Below are 17,516 nucleotides of genomic sequence, written 5' to 3'. Positions count from 1 at the left end.
TGCCCCGGGCCGCCCACCGTCCCCGACCCGCGAGGAGCATCATGACCACACGTCGAGCCGTCGTCACCGGAGCCAGCTCGGGCATCGGCGCCGCCACCGTCCGCCTGTTCCGCCGACACGGGTGGGACGTCCTCGCCGTCGCCCGCCGAGCCGACCGGCTCGAGGTGCTCGCCGCGGAGACCGGCGCGGACACCCTGGTCGTCGACGTCACGGACTCCGCCGACGTCGCGGCGCTCGCCGCACGGGTGGACGAGCTCGGCGGCGCGGACGTGCTCGTCAACAACGCCGGGGGAGCGTTCGGGTCGGCCTCGGTCGAGCACAGCGACGCCGACGACTGGCGGGCGATGTTCGAGGTGAACGTCCTCGGCACGAAGCGCGTCACCGCTGCCCTCCTGCCGGCACTCCGTCGTCGTGCCGGCGAGACCGGCGGCGCGGACGTCGTGACCGTGACGAGCACGGCGGGCTTCGTCGCCTACGAGAACGGCGGCGGGTACGTCGCCGCGAAGCACGCCGAGCACGCCCTGGTCGGCGTGCTCCGACTCGAGTTGAACGGCGAACCGATCCGGGTCGTCGAGATCGCGCCGGGCATGGTGAAGACCGACGAGTTCGCACTGGTGCGGTTCGGCGGCGACAGCGACGCGGCCGCGGCGGTCTACGACGGGGTGGAGGCACCACTGGTCGCCGACGACGTGGCCGAGGCGATCGTGCACGCCGTCGAACTGCCGGCCCACGTCAACCTGGACCTGGTGACCGTCCGGCCGGTCGCCCAGTCGGCGCAGCACAAGCTCGCCCGCGGGCCGCTGACCCCGAAGGCGTAGCGGCCGGGCCACGGCGCGGGGCCCGCAGCGCCCGGGCGGCGATCACGGGTCGCGGTCGGAGCATCCCTGCCGGTACCGTGGGCGGATGCCGATCAGCAGCGAACCCGCGGAGTCTCCCGCCTCGTCGACCGTGACCGTGACGAGCGGACCGGAGGTGCTCGGTTGGCTCGAGTTCGGCGACGCAGCCCGGCTGCTGGCGAAGGACGTCCTGTCCGCCGGCTTCGAGCCCGAGGTCGTCGTGGCCGTCGCCCGTGGTGGGCTCATCATCGCCGGTGCCGTCGCCTACGCCCTCGGCACCAAGCAGTGCGGCTCGATCAACGTCGAGTTCTACACGGACGTGGAGCAGCGCCTGGAGGAGCCGGTCGTGCTCGCTCCGGCCCTCGACGCACCGAGCCTCGCCGGCAAGCGGGTCCTGGTCGTCGACGACGTGTCCGACTCCGGACGCACCCTGGCCCTGGTGGTCGACATCATCCGCAGCGCCGGCGCCGACGTCCGCAGCGCCTGCCTGTACTCGAAGCCCGGCACCGTCCTCGAGCCGGACCACGTGTGGCGTCGTGTCGACGGCTGGATCACGTTCCCGTGGAGCGCCCTCGCACCGGTGACGGCCGAGTCGTGAGCATCCACCTCGTCGGCGGCGGCCCCTTCGTCGCCGCGGATGCCGCCGCGGGCTTCACCGCCGAGGCCACCGCCCGCTCGGCCGCCGTGGGACGGACCGTCCCGCGCATCGCACTGCTCTCCGTCGCCTCCGCGGACGGGGCCTCGCCGTCGTCGACCGCGGACATCGCCGAGGTCCTCGGAGGGTCCCGTGCCGCCGAGGTGCTGGTGACCGAGGTCGCGGCGGGCGCGGTCTTCGAGACCACGGTCCTCAGCGACGTCGACGCCCTCGTCGTGGGCGGCGGTCGTACCCCCGACTACCTGGACGCCGTCGCTCCGCTCGTCGACCAGATCCGCCTGCTCGTCTCCGACGGGCTGCCCTACCTCGGCTACTCCGCCGGCGCGATGATCGCCGCGGACCGCGCCCTGGTCGGCGGCTTCCGCATCGGCGGCGTCGAGGTGTGTCCCGAGGCCGCGTCCGAGGGGCTCGACGAGGTCGAGCTCCGCGAAGGGCTCGGGCTCGTCGACCTGACCATCGACGTCCACGCGGTCCAGGCCGGCACCCTCGCCCGCCTGGTCGCGGCCGCCGAGGCCGAGTTCGTCACCGCGGGCCTGGCCGTCGACGAGGACACCACGCTGGTCGTCGGCGAAGGCGCCCTCGAGGTCCGGGGCACGGGGAGCGTCTGGCGGGTGGTGGCGGGCGACGAGTCCGTCTCGGTCGCCACCATGGGCGCCTGAGCGTGCAGCCGAAGCCCCTCGCCGACCTGGTCGACCCGGGCTGGGCGGCAGCGCTCGCGCCCGTCGAGGACGACGTCCACCGCATCGGCGCCTGGCTCCGTGCCGAGACCGAGGCCGGTCGTCCGTACCTGCCCGCCGGTCCCGCCGTGCTCCGCGCCTTCGAGGAGCCGTTCGACCGGGTGAAGGTGCTCGTCGTCGGCCAGGACCCGTACCCGACGCCCGGACACCCGATCGGGCTGTCCTTCGCCGTCGACCCGCACGTGCGGCCGGTCCCGCGCAGCCTGCAGAACGTCTACCGCGAACTCCACGACGACCTCGGCGTCACGCCGCCGCCGCACGGTGACCTCCGCGCCTGGTCGGACCAGGGCGTGCTGCTGCTCAATCGCGTGCTGACGGTGGGCGTCGGCGAACCTGCCAGCCACCGCGGCAAGGGCTGGGAACGGGTGACCGAGCGGGCGGTCGAGGCGCTCGTCGCCCGCGACCGTCCGCTCGTCGCCGTGCTCTGGGGTGCGCAGGCCGCGTCGGTCCGACCGCTGCTCGGTGACACCCCGGTCGTGGCGTCGGCCCACCCCAGCCCGCTCAGCGCCTCCCGCGGGTTCTTCGGCAGCCGCCCGTTCTCGGCCGTGAACGACCTGCTCGTCGCCCAGGGGGCCGACCCCGTCGAGTGGACACTGCCGACGGAGGCGTGACGGGCCTCCCGTAGGCTCGTGTCGTGCTCGAGGAGGAATACCAGCAGCGGCGCGTCCTGCCGCGCCACCTGCGTGCCCCGGCGCCGGTCGAGCCGGCGTTCGCGTACGCGATCCGTCCCGTCACGGCCGCGGACCTGCCCGAGGTCCGCGAGATCCACACGCACTACGTGCGCAACTCGTCCGTGACCTTCGACGCGGCCGCGTTCACCTTCGCGGCGTGGAAGAAGCGGTTCGACGAGGTCCAGCGTCGCAAGCTGCCGTTCCTGGTCGCGGAGAACCCGTCCGGACAGGTGCTGGGGTACGCGCTCGTCGAGCCGTGGAACATCCGCGACCGGTCGAACCGGGTGGTCGAGGACTCCATCTACCTCGGCGCCGCGGCGGGCGGCAAGGGCCTCGGCCGGGCGCTGATGGAGGCGCTGCTCGAAGCCTGTCGGACCGTCGGCGTGCGGGAGGTGATCGCCGTGATCGCTGACCGGTCCGCAGACGCGTCGATCCGGCTGCACGAGCGGCTCGGCTTCGAGGAGGTCGGACGGATGGGCCGCGTCGGCTACAAGTACGACCGGTGGCTCGGCACGGTCACGATGCGGTTGCGCCTGCGGAGCACCCGCAAGCCGCTGTTCGGTCCGCGCGACTGACGTCGACCGCCGAACGAGACCCCGTCCGGACCCGTCGTCAACCTGCTTCGGCGACGAACTCGTCCCGGGTGGTGCGCACCAGGTCGGCGGCCGCGGCGGAGGCGACCCGGGCGTCCCGGCCGACGACCGCCCGACCGACGGCCTCGTGCCGGGCCGCCGCCCCCGCCGTCCACCCGGTGATCGTGTCCCGCGGCTCGCTCGTCCGGGTGCGCAGCAGCGCCTCGACGGTGCCCGCGAAGTGGGCGAAGACCGCGTTGCCGGAGCCGGTGAGCAGCGCGCGGTGGAAGCGGACGTCGGCGTCGAGGTAGGCGCGCCCGTCACCCGCGGACGCTGCGGCGACCATCTCCTGCGCGGCGGTGAGGACGGCGTCGGCCGCCGCCCCGCCGTGTTCCGCGGTGAGGCCTGCGGCGACCGGCTCGATGCCCAGCCGGAGGTCCAGGAGTTCGCGCTGCTGGGTGAAGTACGCCCCGGAGGTGCCCCGCCAGCGGATCACCGACGGGGACAGCAGCTCCCACCGGGTCGCGGGCTGCACCTGTGTCCCGACGCGCTGTCGTGGTTCGACCAGCCCGAGGGACTGCAGGACACGCAGTGCCTCGCGGACGACGGACCGCGAGACGCCGAACTCGGCGACGACGTCGTCCGGGCGGAGCACGGTGCCGGGGACGAGGGTGCCGTCGACGATGCGCTGCCCGAGCGTGTCGAGCACGTGGGCGTGCAGGCCGCCGGGTGTCGGCATCGTTCCTCCTCGTCGGACCTCGTCACGCGGATGTGTGACGCGGTGACCATTGCAGCGGCAGACTGCGCCTGAGTCCGGGTGGCGCGCGGACGACGACGATGTAGTCTGATTAATCAGATTATTGCACCGGCGACCGCGGCTGGGATCAGCACCCCGGTCCACCCGGCACCAGCAGCAGGACGGCAGCAGCGCAGGAGCTGCTCCAGGAAGGGGCACAGATGCCTCACCTCCAGACCACCGCGGCCAGCCCGCTCGGCGTGAGCTCGCTCCCGCCGGGCCACGTGCTCGCCGCGGGCACCGAGACGGTCGACCCGTCCGGTTCGATCCCGCAACTCGTCATCGCTGCGCTCATCGGCATCGTGGTGATCATCGCCCTCATCACCTGGCTCAAGGTGCACCCCTTCGTCGCCCTGACGATCGGTGCGCTCGGCGTCGGCATCGGTGCCGGGCTCGCCCCGGAGAAGGCGGTGGCGAGCTTCGGGGACGGTTTCGGCGCGACCATGACGAGCGTCGGGATCCTCGTCGGCCTCGGCTCGATGTTCGGCAAGCTCCTCGTCGACTCCGGCGCCGCTGACCGGGTCGTCGACACCCTGGTCCGGCGGTCCTCGGCCGCGGCGCTGCCCTGGACGATGGCACTGATCGGTGCGCTGATCGGCCTGCCGATGTTCTTCGAGGTCGGCCTGGTCCTGCTCATCCCGATCATCGTCCTGGTCGCGAGGCGCAGCTCCGTCCCGATCATGAAGATCGCGATCCCGGCCCTCGCCGGGCTCTCCACGATGCACGCGTTCGTCCCGCCGCATCCCGGTCCGCTGGTCGCCGTCTCGACGGTCGGTGCGGACCTCGGCACGACGCTGGCGTTCGGCATCGTGCTCGCGATCCCCGTCATCGTCCTGGCCGGCCCGGTCTTCGCCCGCTTCGCGGCGCGCTGGGTCGACGTCCCGGTGCCGGACATCTTCGGCGCACGGGGCGAGGACCCCGCGCACTCCGGCCGGGAGGCCCGCCGCACCCCCGCCTCGGAGGACACCGCGTCCCTGCCCCACGGCAAGAGCGACTTCACGCGGGTGATCAGCGAGCCACGCAGCCCGTCGTTCGCCGTCGCGCTGGTCGGCATCCTGCTGCCCGTCGTGCTCATGCTCGCGCAGGCGATCCGCGAGGCCACGGCCCCGGACGCGCGTGGTGCCTGGGTGGGCGTGCTCGACTTCCTCGGGACGCCGATGATCGCGATCGGCATCGCGACCGTCTACGCGATGGTCTTCTTTGCGATCGGCGGCGGCATGGACCGGTCCGCGGTCGCGAAGTCGCTCGAGAGCGCGTTGCCGCCGGTCGCCGGGGTGCTCCTCATCGTCGGTGCCGGCGGCGGCTTCAAGCAGGTGCTCATCGACACGGGCATCGGCGGCGTGATCGCCGACGCGGTCAAGGACTCCGGCATCTCGGTGCTCCTCGTCGCCTGGGTGGTCGCCGCGCTCGTCCGCGTCGCCACCGGGTCCGCCACCGTCGCGACCGTCACGGCCGCGGGCATCATGGCCCCGATCGCGCACGACCTGTCGTCCCCGATGACGTCACTGCTCGTGCTCGCGATCGGCGCCGGGTCGGTGTTCCTGTCGCACGTCAACGACGCCGGGTTCTGGCTGGTGAAGGGGTACCTCAACACCTCGGTGGGACAGACCTTCAAGTCGTGGTCGGTGCTCGAGTGCCTGATCTCGGTCATCGGTCTGGTCGGCGTGCTCGTCGCCGGGATCTTCATCCGATGAGCGGGCAGTCGGACGAACGGCAGCCCCGCTCGGAGTCCCGGACGCTGGACGCGCAGGTGCTCGTGGTGATGGGCGTCTCCGGTTCCGGCAAGTCCACCGTCGCGGCGATGGTCGCCGACGAGCTCGGGTGGGAGTTCGCGGAGGGCGACAGCATGCACCCGGAGGCGAACGTCGCGAAGATGCACGCCGGCACACCCCTGACGGACGAGGACCGCTGGCCGTGGCTCGACGTCGTCGCCGGCTGGATCCGCGGCCACCTCGACGCCGGGACGAACGGGGTGGTGACCTGCTCGGCGCTGAAGCGGTCGTACCGGGACGTGCTGCGGGCCTCCGGGGTGGTGTTCGTGCACGTCGCCGGGGACGGAGCCCTGCTCGAGGAGCGGATGTCCTCACGGTCCGGGCACTTCATGCCGGCGTCCCTGCTCGCATCGCAGCTGGCGACCCTCGAGCCGCCGCAGCCGGACGAGGCGCACCTCACCGTCGCCGCCGACCGCTCACCGGAGGAGGAGTCCGCCGAGGTGCTCGAGCTGCTGGGGTTCCGGACGGCCTGACGGGACCGCCCCGCTTGAGAGGGCGGACGGGCGGACGTCGGCAGCATGGGGGCATGCCTGTCGACGACTCCCCGTCCCTGCTCACCCGCGGCTACGGCTTCGGCGCCCACGTCTGGCGCCGGGCGGCCGACGGTGCCAGGGCGGTGCCGATGCGCTTCCTGCTCCGTGACGCGCTGCTGGTCCGCGGTGCCGAGGGCGTCGAGCTGTTCTACAGCGACCGGATCGCCCGACACGGTGCGATGCCGGCGATCGTGCAGCAGACGCTGTTCGGCGACGGGTCCGTGCACAGCCTCGACGGCGCCGAGCACCGGCACCGCAAGGCGACCTTCGTCGACGTCGCGTACGAGGACGAGCAGGTCGCCCGCCTCACCCCGCTCATCGCGCAGGAGTGGCACCGGGAACTCGACGAGTGGCTCGGCGGCGGGCAGCGGTCCGCCTACGACGCCGCCGTCGGTGTGTTCGGCCGGGCCGGCATGCGGTGGGCGGGTCTGCCCGGGACGCCGGACGCGAAGACCCGATGGGCCGCCCGCCTGGCGCAGATCGTCGACGGGTTCGGTGTGCCGTACTCGCCCGAGTACCTGCTCGCCGTCCGGAACCGGTGGTGGTCGAACCGGCACGCGGAACGGCTGGTCCGGGCGGTCCGGGACGGCGATCTCGACCCGGCCGAGGGCACGGCGCTGTACGAGTGGGCGTGGCACCGTGACCGCTCCGGCGTCCTGCTGCCCGCGGTGACCGCCGGCGTCGAGCTCCAGAACAGCATCCGTCCGCTCATCGCGGTCGCCCGGTTCGTCGCGTTCGCCGCGAAGGAACTGCACGACCGGCCGGAGTGGCGTGCCCGGATCGCCGAGGAGTCCGTCACCCGACGCTCACTGGAAGGGGGGCCCGTGGCGACAGCCTTCGCCCAGGAGGTCCGTCGGACGGCGCCGTTCGTGCCGATGCTGCCCGGGTGGGCGACCGAGGACGTCGAGCTCGACGGACAGCGGCTCGCGAGTGGCGGCCGGGTCCTGCTCGACCTGCTCGGCACCGACACCGACGACCGTTCGTGGCCCGCGGCCGACCGGTTCGACCCGGATCGGTTCCTCGGCGTCGACGACTACGAGGCGATCGAGACGTTCGTCCCGCACGGTGGCGGCGACGTCGCGACCGGCCATCGGTGCCCGGGGGAGAAGCTCGCGATCGTCGCACTCGCCTCTGCGGTCGCGACCCTCAGCGACCCGCGTTTGAGCGTCCTCGACGAGGGGCTCGACGTCGACCGTCGCCGCCTGCCCACCAAGCCCGCGTCCGGTGGCCGGGTCCGGGCCTCCCGGTCCCCGGGTGATGTCGCCGGCGGCCGATCGCGGGCGTCCGGATCCGGCGGCTGCCCGTTCCACCGCGGCGGCGGCCACTGACCCCGTCCCACCGGACGACATCGGGCGGGGCGGGACGGAGCGCGCCGACCTCCCGGATCAAACCTCGGTGACCCGCCCGGCCTCGACCCGCCACTGCCGGTCGAGCTGTACGGTGTCGAGCATCCGCCGGTCGTGGGTGACCAGCAGCAGCGTGCCTTCGTAGGACTCGAGCGCCTGCTCGAGCTGCTCGATCGCGACGAGGTCCAGGTGGTTCGTCGGCTCGTCCAGCACGAGCACGTTCACCCCGCGAGCCTGGAGGAGCGCCAGGCCGGCCCGAGTCCGTTCGCCCGGCGAGAGCTCACCGGCGGCCCGTCCGACGTGGTCGGCCTTCAGCCCGAACTTCGCGAGCAGGGTGCGGACGTCCGCGGTGTTCATCTCGGGGACCAGTCCCTCGAACACGGCGGCCAGAGGCTCGGACCCGGTGAAGAGCGAGCGGGCCTGGTCGACTTCACCCACCGCGACGCTGGACCCGGTCGAGGCCGTGCCGGTCGTCGGTTCCTGCCGTCCGAGCAGTGCCCGCAGCAGCGTCGACTTGCCGGCACCGTTCGGGCCCGTGATGCCGATCCGGTCACCGCCGTTCACCTGCAGCGACACCGGCCCGAGGGTGAAGCCGCCCTGCTCGTAGCTGGCGTCCGACAGGGTCGCGACGACGGCCGAGGACCGCGGTGCCTGCCCGATCGTGAACTCGAGCTGCCACTCCTTGCGCGGCTCCTCGACCTCGTCCAGCCGGGCGATCCGCGACTCCATCTGCCGGACCTTCTGCGCCTGCTTCTCGCTCGACTCGCTGGCCGCCTTACGGCGGATCTTGTCGTTGTCCGGGGCCTTCTTCATCGCGTTCCGGACGCCCTGGCTCGACCACTCGCGCTGCGTCCGGGCCCGTGAGACCAGGTCGGCCTTGGTGGACGCGAACTCGTCGTACGCGTCGCGCTTGTGCTGACGGGCGATCTCGCGTTCCTCGAGGTACGCGTCGTAGCCACCGCCGAACAGCCGGTTCGACGACTGCGCCAGGTCGAGTTCCAGGACCGCCGTCACCGAGCGGGCCAGGAACTCGCGGTCGTGGCTGACCAGGACGACGCCGCCGCGCAGGCCGCGCACGAACTCCTCGAGCCGGTCCAGCCCGTCGAGGTCCAGGTCGTTCGTCGGCTCGTCGAGCAGCACGATGTCGAACCGCGAGAGCAGCAGCGCTGCCAACCCCACCCGGGCCGCCTGTCCGCCGGACAGCGAGGTCATCAGCGAGTCCGCCGTGACCGAGCCGTCGGGTGCGTCGAGGGTCAGGCCGAGGTCGGCGAGCACCACCGGCATCCGCTCGTCCAGGTCCGCGGCACCCGAGGCCAGCCACCGTTCGAGGGCGACCGAGTACCGGTCCGCTGCGGCGCCCCCGGCGTCCGGCTCGCCGAGGGCCAGCGCCGTCGTGTCCATCTCCGCCGCCGCGTCCGCGCACCCGGTCCGGCGGGCGACGTACCCGGCGACGGTCTCACCGGGCACCCGCTCGTGCTCCTGCGGCAGCCAGCCGACGAACGCATCCGTCGGGGACAGGGACACGGTCCCGGCGAGCGGCTCGTCGACCCCGGCCAGCAGACGGAGCAGCGTGGACTTGCCCGCGCCGTTGACGCCGACGACGCCGATCACGTCACCGGGTGCGACCGTGAGGTCGAGGGAGTCGAACAGCGTGCGGGCGGCGTAGCCGCCGGCGAGCCCCTTGGCGACGAGCGTGGCGGTCATCCCTCCATCGTCCCACCTCGCCGGGGCGGCCACGGACCGGGGCGGGAGGCGCGGTGCCGGGCCGCCCCGCGCCTCCCGTCCGGTGCGCTGCCAGACTGGCCCGCATGCGACACGTTCTGGTGCTGGGCGGGACCGGGTGGTTGGGCCGGGCGGTCACCGAGGCGGCGATACGAGGCGGTGCCGAGGTGACATGCCTCGCCCGCGGGGAGTCGGGGGAGCCGCCGGCCGGCGCACGGTTCGTCCGCGCCGACCGCTCGGCTGCCGACGCGTACGCGCACCTCGGCGACGACTGGGATGAGGTCGTCGAGCTCGCGACCGATCCGGCGCACGTCGTGAGCGCGCTCGAGGCGCTCGCGCCGCGTGCCCGGCACTGGACCTCCGTCTCGACGATCTCTGTGTACGCGCGGACCGACCGGGCCGGCGACGACGAGGACGCGCCGGTCGTCGAGCCCGTGAACCTGACGCAGTACGCCGACGCGAAGGCCGCCGGGGAGCGTGCAACCCGGCGGGTGCGCGGGACAGAAGCGCTCGTGGTCCGGCCCGGCCTCATCGTCGGACCCGGCGACCCGAGTGACCGGTTCGGCTACTGGGCTGCTCGGCTCGACCGCGGCGGCGACGTGCTCACTCCGGTCCTCGACGACCGTGCGGTGCAGGTGGTCGATGTCACAGACCTGGCGGAGTGGATCGTCCGGGCCGGGCGGGTGGGCACGGTCGGGACCGTCGACGCCGTCGGGCCGAGTACGTCGATGCGGGCCTTCCTGGACACCGTGGCGACCGCCACCGGGTTCGACGGGAGGCTCGTGGCGGCCGACGACGAGACCCTCCTTGCGCAGGGGGTCACGTACTGGGCGGGGCCGGCGTCGCTGCCGCTGTGGATCCCGGTGAGTGAGGTCGGGTTCGCGCGGCGGGCCGGTCGGGCGTTCCTCGCGGCCGGCGGGACGGTTCGGCCGCTCGCCGAGACCGTGCGGCGCGTCGTCGAGGACGAGCGTGCTCGCGGGGTTGCGCGCGGTCGGCGGTCGGGTCTGACGGCAGCGGACGAGCGGCGGGTCCTCAGCGTGGTCCAGGCGGACTAGCCCAGCGGGGTCGCGGAGTCGAAGGCGACGGTGAGCAGGGGCAGCTCGTCGCGGGGGAGCACCGCCGTCAGGAGTCGCCCGTCGTCGAGCTCGGTGGCCAGGCCGAGCACGAAGGGGTCCGTGTCGAGGAGCAGCCCGGGGCGCTCGACGCCGTCGACCAAGACGGGGTGTCCGGACTGGACGCTGCGTTCGTCGACCAGCGTCGGCCAGGGGTCCTCGGTGGACTCCGGGAGAGCGAGTTCGTCGCGGTACCCGTTGACGAGGACGTACTGCACGTGCTCGACGAGCGCCTCGGCAGGTGACGGGCGGGTGGTACCGCGCCGGCTCCAGTGGGTCTGGACCGCCTCCCACAGCATCGGGTACCGCATCCGCTCGACCGTGGCGACGAGCCAATCCGGGCGTGGCCAGGGCGGGACCTCCTCCAGGGACCGTCGCCGCTCGTCGTCCATCGCCGCCAGGTTCACCGGGTCGTCGTGGTCCTCCGGATTCCGCCAGAGCGTGTACTGCCGCGACACGGTGGCACTGTCGCGGACGCCGTCGGATTCGCCCGTCTGCACGCCGACGGAACCGAAGTCCTCGAGGTGCCGCTGTGCGACGAGCCCGGCGATGCCGAACCCCAGCGAGCGGGCCGCGGCCCGGCGCGCGATCTCCGGGTCGGGCCCATCCGCACTGAGCACTCCGCCGTGGTCCATGCGCCGAGCCTGGTCCCGTCGAGGCGGTCGGTCAACCACGAACATAGTCAGGATCGCCGCGGCACAACGAATGTCGTTATGCTCAGCGCATGTCGATCCCCGATGAACACGCCGCCGCACTCCGCCAGAAGAGCTCCGTGAGCTTCGTGTTCGTCGTCTCCCTCGGCATGATCGTGGTCGCCGCCGTCCGTGCGTGGTCCATCGTCGCCGAGATGGTCGACCAGCTCGCCCACCGGACGACCGGCATCGACTGGACCTGGACACTCGAGATGCCGGTCGACCAGCCCTCAGGGGCAGCGTCCGGCGGCGCGAGGGTCGTGGCGGGGACGACGCCGGCGGTGACGGAGATGTTCGGACGGGTGCAGGACCTCCCGGCTGCGACGATCGTGCTGCACGGCCTGAGCGACCTCGTGACCGTCCTCACCACCGGCGGCATCGCCGTCTGTCTGCTGCTCGTGACCCGCAGCATCGGCGACGGGCGTCCGTTCGCCCGCGCCTGCTCACGCGCGCTCGTCACGCTCGCCGTGATCGTCTTCGTGGGGTTCGAGGCCGCCGCGGTCCTCCGGATCGTGGCCGAGGTGACGCAACCGTCGATCGCTGGGGCACTGCCCGAGTTCACGGGCACTTACATCGGCCACGGCGGGCAACTGAGCACCCCCTTCTGGCCGCTCGTCGCCGCCGCCGGCCTGTCCGCGCTGGCAGCGGTGTTCCGGACGGCCGAGGGCTACCGGGACGACGCGACCGGGCTGGTCTGATGGCGATCGTCTGCCGTCTCGACGAGCTCCTGGCCGCCCGGGGGATGACGCTCGTCGACCTCTCCGAGCAGGTCGGCGTGAGCACCGTGAACCTCTCGATCCTCAAGAACGGGCACGCCAAGGCCATCCGCTTCAGCACCCTCGAGGCCATCTGCGTCGCCCTCGGCTGCCAGGTCGGCGACCTGCTCACCCAGGCGCCGACCGCGTCCGCCTAGGCTCGATCCGTGTTCGAACTCCACCACCTGTCCGCGCAGGAACTCTGGGACTGGATCCGCCGCGGTGACACCACCGCCCGCGAGGTCACCGACCACTACCTCGCCCGCATCGAGCGGCTCGACCCGGAGCTCGGCGCCTTCGTGACCGTCACCGCCGAGGCCGCGCGTGCCCGGGCCGACCACCTCGGCGACCTCGTGCCGACGTCGCGGCCGTTGTGGGGCCTCCCGTCCGCGGACAAGGACCTGACGGACCGGCGCGGCGTCCCCACCCGGTCCGGGACGCTCGCCCTGCCGGGTGACCCGGCGACGGTCGACCACCCGCTCGTCACCGCCCTCGACGACGCCGGGGCGATCAGCCTGGGCAAGACGGCGACGCCCGAGTTCGGCATGTCGTCGTCCTCTGAGACGCGCTTCGGCACCACCCGCAACCCGTACGACACCGCGCGTGCCCCGGGCGGGTCGTCGAGCGGCGCCGCCGTCGCCGTCGCGGCCGGGCTGCTGCCGGCGGCCGTCGGGTCGGACGGCGGAGGCTCGGTGCGGATCCCGGCCGCGGCCACCGGCCTGGTCGGCCTCAAGCCGAGTCGTGGTCGGGTGCCGTCGATGCCCGGGCGTTCCGGGCTGGGCGGACTCGCTGTCGCCGGGCCGCTCACCCGGACCGTCGCCGACGCGGGGATGCTGCTCGACGCACTCGTGGCGCCGACCGGTCTGGCCGAGCGCCAGCCCTACGCGCTCGTGACACCCGAGGTCGGCGAGGGGCCGTTCACCGCGGCCGCCGTCCGGGGCGAGGGACGCTTCGTCGTCGGGCTGCTCGACGGCTCGCCGTGGGACGACTTCGTCGACGTGGTGGTCGACCCGGCCGCGCGGGAGGCCGTGGACACCGCTGTCCGTGTGCTCGGCGAGGTCGGGCACGGGGTCGAGGAGGTCGCGATGCCGCGCGTGCCGTACGACGAGTCGTTCCAGGTGGCGTGGGAGTCCTCGGGCGCCGGCATCGCCCGGATCCCCGGCATCGACCTCAATGCACTGACGCCCCTCGTCGCCTGGCTGGTGTCGCGAGGGCGGGAGCTGTCCGCGACGCAGGTGCTCGACGCGATGGCCGGACTCGACGCGTTCTCGATCGCGCTGATCCGGGCGTTCGACCGGTTCGACGCCGTCCTCACCCCGACGCTCGCCATGACCCCGAGGCCGCTCGGCTGGTACGGCGACGACCCGGAGGAGGACTTCCGTCGTCAGTGCGCGTACTCGCCCTGGACGTCGATGGCGAACGTGTCGGGGTTGCCTGCGATCTCGTTGCCCGTCGGGGTCACCGGCGAGGGGCACCCCGACGGCGCGGGGCTGCCGATGGGCGTGCAGCTCATCGGACGTCCGGGCGGCGAACGGGTGCTCCTGGCGATCGGGGCGCAGCTCGAGCGCCGGCTGCGCTGGCAGCGGCGGCACCCGGCCGGCTGGTAGCGCCGGCGCTGGGCGCTGGGCGCTGGGCGTGGGTCGCTCGTCGCTCGGGCCTGTCGCCTCGCCTCGCCTCGCGCCGGGGGGGTGTCGGCCACGCCCGGGTCCTGGCGCCGAGTGGTCACAAGTCGTCGTTCTGGGGCGGCGTTCGCGACGGTTCGTGACCGGTCGGCGGAAGTGAGCGGGGTGTCGTGACCGCTCGGCCCGGCTCGTCGCGCTCCCGCGCGCCTACGGCAGCGTCGGCGCGGCCGCGACCAGGGCCCGGGTGACCTCGTGCGTCGGCGCGTCGAGCAGGGACACCGGGCCGTGCTCGACGATCCGCCCCGCCGACATCACCGCGACGGTGTCGCACAGGCGCTGGACGACCCCGATGTCGTGCGAGACGAGCACGAGTGTCGCCCCGAGGTCGTCCACGAACGAGCGGAACAGGTCGATCACGCGGGCACGGACCACCACGTCGAGGGCGCTCATCGGCTCGTCCCCGAACAGGATCCGCGGTCGGTGCACCACCGCCCGGGCGATCGCGATCCGCTGGCGCTGCCCGCCGGAGAACTCGTGCGGGTACCGGTCGGCGGCGTCGGCGGGCAGGTCCACCCGTTCCAGGACCGCCGCGACCATCGCGCGGTGGTCGCCGGCGACACGGAGTGCCCGGAGCGGTTCGGTTACGATCGCACCGACGCGCATCCGCGGGTCGAGCGAGGCGACCGGGTCCTGGAACACGATGCCGGTCTCGCGCCGGAACCAGCGCGAGGACGCGGCCGATGCCCGCGCGTCCACAGGGCGGCCAGAAGCGTGGACCGTGCCGGTGGTGGGGGCCTCCAGCCCGGCGAGGAGGCGGACGAGCGTCGACTTGCCGGACCCGGACTCACCGACGATCCCGAGCCGTGCGCCGGACGGGACGATGAGGTCGACGCCGTCCAAGGCGGTGCGGACCGCGCCGGGCTCGAAGGGGCCACGTCGGGGAAGCCGGTACGTGCGGCTGAGGTCCGCGCCTGCGAGGGCCGGAGCGGCGGTGTCGGGCTCCGTCACGAGGTCCTCCTGGCGGTGGCGCGGGCTGCCTCGACGAGCGCGAGTGTGGCGGGGTGCCCGGGCGTGGCGAGCAGGTCGGCGACGCGACCCTGCTCGACGACACGTCCGCCCTCCAGGACGACCGCCGTGTCCGCGATCCGCGACAGGACCGCCAGGTCGTGCGTCACGAACAGCATCCCCGTCCCCCTGGAGGCCGTGAGCGACTCGAACAGGTCGAGGATCCGCGCCTGCGTGGTCACGTCGAGGGCCGTGGTCGGCTCGTCGGTGACGAGGAACGCGGGCTCGCCCGCCATCGCCATCGCGATGCAGATCCGCTGCCGCTGCCCGCCGGACAGCTGGTGCGGGTACTGCCGGAGCAGCAGTTCCGGGTCGGGCAGACCGACGTCCCGGGCGAGTCCGACGGCGGCCTCGGCGGCGGCGCGCCGGTCGAGACCCCGGTGCAGCCGGAGCGGCTCGACGATCTGCCTGCCGACGCGCCGGAGCGGGTCGAGGGCGGTCCCCGGCTCCTGGAACACCATCCCGATCGCCGCGCCGCGGGTGCGTGCACGCTCGCGGTCGGGCAGGCCGACGAGCTCCCGTCCGTCCAGGCGGATGCTGCCGGTGACGGTCGCACCGGCGGGTTCCAGGCCCATCAGGGCGAGTGAGGTCATCGACTTGCCCGACCCGGACGCGCCGATCACGCCGACGCGACGGCCAGGAGGCACGGTGAACGTCACGTCGTCGAGCACCGTCCGCCCCGCGATCCGGACCGTCAGGCCGCGGACCTCGAGGCCGGTCGTCGCCGTTCCGGTGCTCATGCGATGCCCTCCGTTCCGCTGACCGTGCCGGTCGTGCCGCGGGTGTCGGGTGTGTCGGGCGTGCCCACTGCGGTGCCGGGTGCGGGAGCCGCGTCCGGCCCCCGCCGACTTGTCGTCAGCCGAGGGTCGGTGGCGTCCCGGACCGCGTCGCCGAGCAGGGACAGCGCCATCACCACGAGCGCGATCGCCGCACCCGGCCAGGTCGCACTCCACGGGTGCACCCCGATGTACGTCTGCAGGTCGGACAGCAGGCGCCCCCAGGACGCCGTGCCCGCGTCGGCGCCGTAGCCGAGGTAGGACAGCCCGGCCTCGGCGAGGACCGCGGTCGCCATCGCGAGCGACAGCTGCACGGTGAACAGCGGCGCCGCGTTCGGCACCAGGTGGCGGAACAGCACACCGAGCGGGCCGACCCCGGACGCGCGGGCTGCGACGACGTAGTCGCTCCGGGCGATGCGCCGGATCTCGCCGCGGGCGACCCGGGCGATGGTGACGCCGAACGCCAGCCCGACGGACACCACGACGACGCCGAGCGACCCGCCGTACACGGCGGTGAGGAGCATCGCGGTGAGGAGGGTGGGGAAGGCGACCAGGACGTCGAGGAGCACCGCCGTGGCCTCGCGGACCCAGCGGGCGGTGAGGGAGCCGATCGCAGTGAGGACGATGCCGACGACGGTCGCGATGACGCCGGCACCGACCGCGACGACGAGGGTGGTGCGGGTGCCGGCGAGCAGGTAGCTGGCGATGTCGCGGCCGACCCCGTCGGTGCCGAACCAGTGCGCGGCGCTCGGGTGCTCCCACTGGTGGAACGGGTCGGTGCGGAAGGGGTCCTCGGGCGTCCAGACGAGCGACACCCCCGCCAGGACGACGAGCAGCCCGAGGACGACCACGGCGAACAGTCCGGTCGGGGTCCGGAGCAATCGGCGGAGCGCGCTCATGACGAGGCCTCGCGCTGGCGGGGGTCGAGCACGCGGTGCAGCACGTCGACGGCGAACCCGACCAGCAGCACGAGTCCGGTGAGCACGAGGAGTTCGGACTGCACCTTCGTGATGTCGCGCCGGCCGACGTCGGTCACGAGCATGCGGCCGACCCCGGGTAGCGAGAACAGCTGCTCGACGACGACGGCGCCGACCAGCAGCCCGGCGATCTGCACCCCGAGGACCGCGAGTACCGTCAGCGCGACACTCGGCAGGCCGTGGCGGAGGAGCGCCCGGTTCTTCGTCAAGCCGATCGCCGCCGCGGTGCGGACGTGGTCGGCGTCGAGGACGGACAGCGTCGCCGACCGGGTGAAGCGGAGGATGACGGCCCCCTCGACCGCGCCGATGGTCAGCGCGGGCAGGACGAGCGCCGCGAACGCCCGGCCCGGGGTGTCCCAACCGTCGAGCGGGAAACCCTGCACGGGCAGCCAGTGCAGGGTCACGGCGAACAGGGCGACGAGCAGCATGCCGGCCCAGACGACCGGGATCGCGGCGACGGCCTGCGCGACGGCGGAGATGACCGCGCCGCCGGGTCGGCGCCGGAGCACCGCGGCGAGGACGCCGAGCGGGACGCCGATCACCAGCGCTGCCGCGAGGGACATGCCGGCGAGCGGCAGCGTCACCGCGAGCTTCTGCGCGATCTCCGGAGCGACCGGGCCACGGGTGACCAGCGAGTCGCCGAGGTCACCGCGGAACAGGCCGCCGATCCAGTCGAGGTACTGCAGCACGACGGGCCGGTCGAGCCCGAGCTGCTCGCGGAGCGCGGCGACCTGGGCGGGCGTCGCCTCGGCGCCCGCGACCACCTGCGCGACGTCACCGGGGAGCACGCGGAGCGTCGCGAAGACGATCAGGCTCGCCACGAGCAGTCCGACGGCGAGCAGGAGCACCCGCCCGACGAGGAATCGGGTCACGACTC

The 17,516-nt window shown here is 73.5% G+C and carries 19 protein-coding genes; 12 read left to right on the top strand and 7 right to left on the bottom strand.

All coding sequences use genetic code 11. The annotated features are described in order from the left end of the window. The first annotated feature begins 41 nt into the window (after window positions 1-41). From DEJ31_RS02315 to DEJ31_RS02295, 5 genes are all read left to right on the top strand, one after another. The gene (locus tag DEJ31_RS02315) at window positions 42-818 is read left to right on the top strand and encodes an SDR family oxidoreductase (RefSeq protein ID WP_111043822.1); all 777 of its coding nucleotides are present in this window, start codon (window positions 42-44) and stop codon (window positions 816-818) included. 85 nt (window positions 819-903) lie between these two features. Continuing rightward, complete coding sequence (locus tag DEJ31_RS02310) at window positions 904-1,434, top strand: phosphoribosyltransferase (RefSeq protein ID WP_181421440.1); 531 nt, start codon at window positions 904-906, stop codon at window positions 1,432-1,434. Continuing rightward, window positions 1,431-2,150 (top strand): Type 1 glutamine amidotransferase-like domain-containing protein, encoded by a 720-nt coding sequence (locus tag DEJ31_RS02305; protein ID WP_181433437.1) that lies wholly within the window; start codon window positions 1,431-1,433, stop codon window positions 2,148-2,150. Before DEJ31_RS02310 ends, DEJ31_RS02305 begins: the two co-directional genes overlap by 4 nt. Before the next feature lie 2 nt (window positions 2,151-2,152). Continuing rightward, complete coding sequence (locus DEJ31_RS02300; protein WP_111043820.1) at window positions 2,153-2,839, top strand: uracil-DNA glycosylase; 687 nt, start codon at window positions 2,153-2,155, stop codon at window positions 2,837-2,839. Between the two features lie 23 nt (window positions 2,840-2,862). Next, the gene (locus tag DEJ31_RS02295) at window positions 2,863-3,474 is read left to right on the top strand and encodes a GNAT family N-acetyltransferase (RefSeq protein WP_110902105.1); all 612 of its coding nucleotides are present in this window, start codon (window positions 2,863-2,865) and stop codon (window positions 3,472-3,474) included. 37 nt (window positions 3,475-3,511) lie between these two features. Here DEJ31_RS02295 and DEJ31_RS02290 read toward each other — a convergent pair whose 3' ends face one another. Then, window positions 3,512-4,210, bottom strand: coding sequence for a FadR/GntR family transcriptional regulator (locus DEJ31_RS02290; protein ID WP_111121103.1), 699 nt, complete (start codon window positions 4,208-4,210; stop codon window positions 3,512-3,514). A 218-nt stretch (window positions 4,211-4,428) separates the two neighbouring features. On the opposite strand from DEJ31_RS02290, the gene DEJ31_RS02285 reads away from it, so the two are divergent. The 3 genes from DEJ31_RS02285 to DEJ31_RS02275 are packed head-to-tail and all read left to right on the top strand — an operon-like array spanning window position 4,429 to window position 7,900. Next, window positions 4,429-5,961 carry a GntP family permease gene (locus DEJ31_RS02285; protein WP_111121102.1) on the top strand — a complete coding sequence of 511 codons (1,533 nt, stop codon included), beginning with the start codon at window positions 4,429-4,431 and terminating at the stop codon, window positions 5,959-5,961. Continuing rightward, window positions 5,958-6,512, top strand: a complete 555-nt coding sequence (locus DEJ31_RS02280; RefSeq protein WP_111043818.1) for a gluconokinase — start codon at window positions 5,958-5,960, stop codon at window positions 6,510-6,512. Before DEJ31_RS02285 ends, DEJ31_RS02280 begins: the two co-directional genes overlap by 4 nt. 53 nt (window positions 6,513-6,565) lie before the next feature. After that, the gene (locus DEJ31_RS02275) at window positions 6,566-7,900 is read left to right on the top strand and encodes a cytochrome P450 (RefSeq protein ID WP_111121101.1); all 1,335 of its coding nucleotides are present in this window, start codon (window positions 6,566-6,568) and stop codon (window positions 7,898-7,900) included. A 57-nt stretch (window positions 7,901-7,957) separates the two neighbouring features. On the opposite strand, the gene DEJ31_RS02270 is transcribed toward DEJ31_RS02275, so the two are convergent. Then, window positions 7,958-9,622: an ABC-F family ATP-binding cassette domain-containing protein gene (locus DEJ31_RS02270; RefSeq protein WP_111121100.1), complete on the bottom strand. Its 1,665-nt coding sequence runs from the start codon at window positions 9,620-9,622 to the stop codon at window positions 7,958-7,960. A gap of 104 nt (window positions 9,623-9,726) precedes the next feature. Between DEJ31_RS02270 and DEJ31_RS02265 the strand changes: the two genes are divergently transcribed. Further along, window positions 9,727-10,695, top strand: a complete 969-nt coding sequence (locus DEJ31_RS02265) for an NAD-dependent epimerase/dehydratase family protein (RefSeq protein ID WP_111121099.1) — start codon at window positions 9,727-9,729, stop codon at window positions 10,693-10,695. Here the strand turns inward: DEJ31_RS02265 and DEJ31_RS02260 are convergent. Beyond that, window positions 10,692-11,387 (bottom strand): hypothetical protein, encoded by a 696-nt coding sequence (locus DEJ31_RS02260; RefSeq protein ID WP_111121098.1) that lies wholly within the window; start codon window positions 11,385-11,387, stop codon window positions 10,692-10,694. The two genes, DEJ31_RS02265 and DEJ31_RS02260, sit on opposite strands and share 4 nt — an antisense overlap. 89 nt (window positions 11,388-11,476) lie before the next feature. Between DEJ31_RS02260 and DEJ31_RS02255 the strand changes: the two genes are divergently transcribed. From DEJ31_RS02255 to DEJ31_RS02245, 3 genes are read left to right on the top strand one after another with little or no spacing between them, the layout of a single operon-like run. Further along, entirely contained in the window at window positions 11,477-12,142 is a 666-nt protein-coding gene (locus DEJ31_RS02255) for a hypothetical protein (protein ID WP_111121097.1), read from the top strand. Next, on the top strand, window positions 12,142-12,357 hold the full coding sequence (locus DEJ31_RS02250) for a helix-turn-helix transcriptional regulator (protein ID WP_111121096.1): 216 nt from the start codon (window positions 12,142-12,144) through the stop codon (window positions 12,355-12,357). Before DEJ31_RS02255 ends, DEJ31_RS02250 begins: the two co-directional genes overlap by 1 nt. Before the next feature lie 9 nt (window positions 12,358-12,366). Then, window positions 12,367-13,806 (top strand): amidase, encoded by a 1,440-nt coding sequence (locus tag DEJ31_RS02245; protein WP_111121095.1) that lies wholly within the window; start codon window positions 12,367-12,369, stop codon window positions 13,804-13,806. Window positions 13,807-14,028: 222 nt separating this feature from the next. On the opposite strand, the gene DEJ31_RS02240 is transcribed toward DEJ31_RS02245, so the two are convergent. From DEJ31_RS02240 to DEJ31_RS02225, 4 genes are read right to left on the bottom strand one after another with little or no spacing between them, the layout of a single operon-like run. After that, window positions 14,029-14,829 (bottom strand): ABC transporter ATP-binding protein, encoded by an 801-nt coding sequence (locus DEJ31_RS02240; RefSeq protein WP_110902113.1) that lies wholly within the window; start codon window positions 14,827-14,829, stop codon window positions 14,029-14,031. Beyond that, window positions 14,826-15,626 carry an ABC transporter ATP-binding protein gene (locus DEJ31_RS02235; protein WP_111121094.1) on the bottom strand — a complete coding sequence of 267 codons (801 nt, stop codon included), beginning with the start codon at window positions 15,624-15,626 and terminating at the stop codon, window positions 14,826-14,828. The genes DEJ31_RS02240 and DEJ31_RS02235 overlap by 4 nt, the downstream gene beginning before the upstream one ends. Further along, window positions 15,623-16,561 (bottom strand): ABC transporter permease, encoded by a 939-nt coding sequence (locus DEJ31_RS02230; protein WP_111121093.1) that lies wholly within the window; start codon window positions 16,559-16,561, stop codon window positions 15,623-15,625. Before DEJ31_RS02230 ends, DEJ31_RS02235 begins: the two co-directional genes overlap by 4 nt. Next, window positions 16,558-17,511 (bottom strand): ABC transporter permease, encoded by a 954-nt coding sequence (locus DEJ31_RS02225; protein WP_111043810.1) that lies wholly within the window; start codon window positions 17,509-17,511, stop codon window positions 16,558-16,560. The genes DEJ31_RS02230 and DEJ31_RS02225 overlap by 4 nt, the downstream gene beginning before the upstream one ends. Window positions 17,512-17,516: the final 5 nt, after the last annotated feature.

The organism is Curtobacterium sp. MCPF17_031 (assembly GCF_003234035.1).
In the GTDB taxonomy this organism is placed as follows: domain Bacteria; phylum Actinomycetota; class Actinomycetes; order Actinomycetales; family Microbacteriaceae; genus Curtobacterium.
This window is presented reverse-complemented; position numbering and strand designations above follow the sequence as displayed.

What these genes read in the sequence shown, in the direction of transcription:
- DEJ31_RS02270 (WP_111121100.1), bottom strand. Translation starts at nt 9,622, where the DNA reads ATGACCGCCACGCTCGTCGCCAAGGGGCTCGCCGGCGGCTACGCCGCC.
- DEJ31_RS02260 (WP_111121098.1), bottom strand. Translation starts at nt 11,387, where the DNA reads ATGGACCACGGCGGAGTGCTCAGTGCGGATGGGCCCGACCCGGAGATC.
- DEJ31_RS02230 (WP_111121093.1), bottom strand. Translation starts at nt 16,561, where the DNA reads ATGAGCGCGCTCCGCCGATTGCTCCGGACCCCGACCGGACTGTTCGCC.
- DEJ31_RS02285 (WP_111121102.1), top strand. Translation starts at nt 4,429, where the DNA reads ATGCCTCACCTCCAGACCACCGCGGCCAGCCCGCTCGGCGTGAGCTCG.
- DEJ31_RS02275 (WP_111121101.1), top strand. Translation starts at nt 6,566, where the DNA reads ATGCCTGTCGACGACTCCCCGTCCCTGCTCACCCGCGGCTACGGCTTC.
- DEJ31_RS02290 (WP_111121103.1), bottom strand. Translation starts at nt 4,210, where the DNA reads ATGCCGACACCCGGCGGCCTGCACGCCCACGTGCTCGACACGCTCGGG.
- DEJ31_RS02310 (WP_181421440.1), top strand. Translation starts at nt 904, where the DNA reads ATGCCGATCAGCAGCGAACCCGCGGAGTCTCCCGCCTCGTCGACCGTG.
- DEJ31_RS02250 (WP_111121096.1), top strand. Translation starts at nt 12,142, where the DNA reads ATGGCGATCGTCTGCCGTCTCGACGAGCTCCTGGCCGCCCGGGGGATG.
- DEJ31_RS02265 (WP_111121099.1), top strand. Translation starts at nt 9,727, where the DNA reads ATGCGACACGTTCTGGTGCTGGGCGGGACCGGGTGGTTGGGCCGGGCG.
- DEJ31_RS02235 (WP_111121094.1), bottom strand. Translation starts at nt 15,626, where the DNA reads ATGAGCACCGGAACGGCGACGACCGGCCTCGAGGTCCGCGGCCTGACG.
- DEJ31_RS02280 (WP_111043818.1), top strand. Translation starts at nt 5,958, where the DNA reads ATGAGCGGGCAGTCGGACGAACGGCAGCCCCGCTCGGAGTCCCGGACG.
- DEJ31_RS02255 (WP_111121097.1), top strand. Translation starts at nt 11,477, where the DNA reads ATGTCGATCCCCGATGAACACGCCGCCGCACTCCGCCAGAAGAGCTCC.
- DEJ31_RS02315 (WP_111043822.1), top strand. Translation starts at nt 42, where the DNA reads ATGACCACACGTCGAGCCGTCGTCACCGGAGCCAGCTCGGGCATCGGC.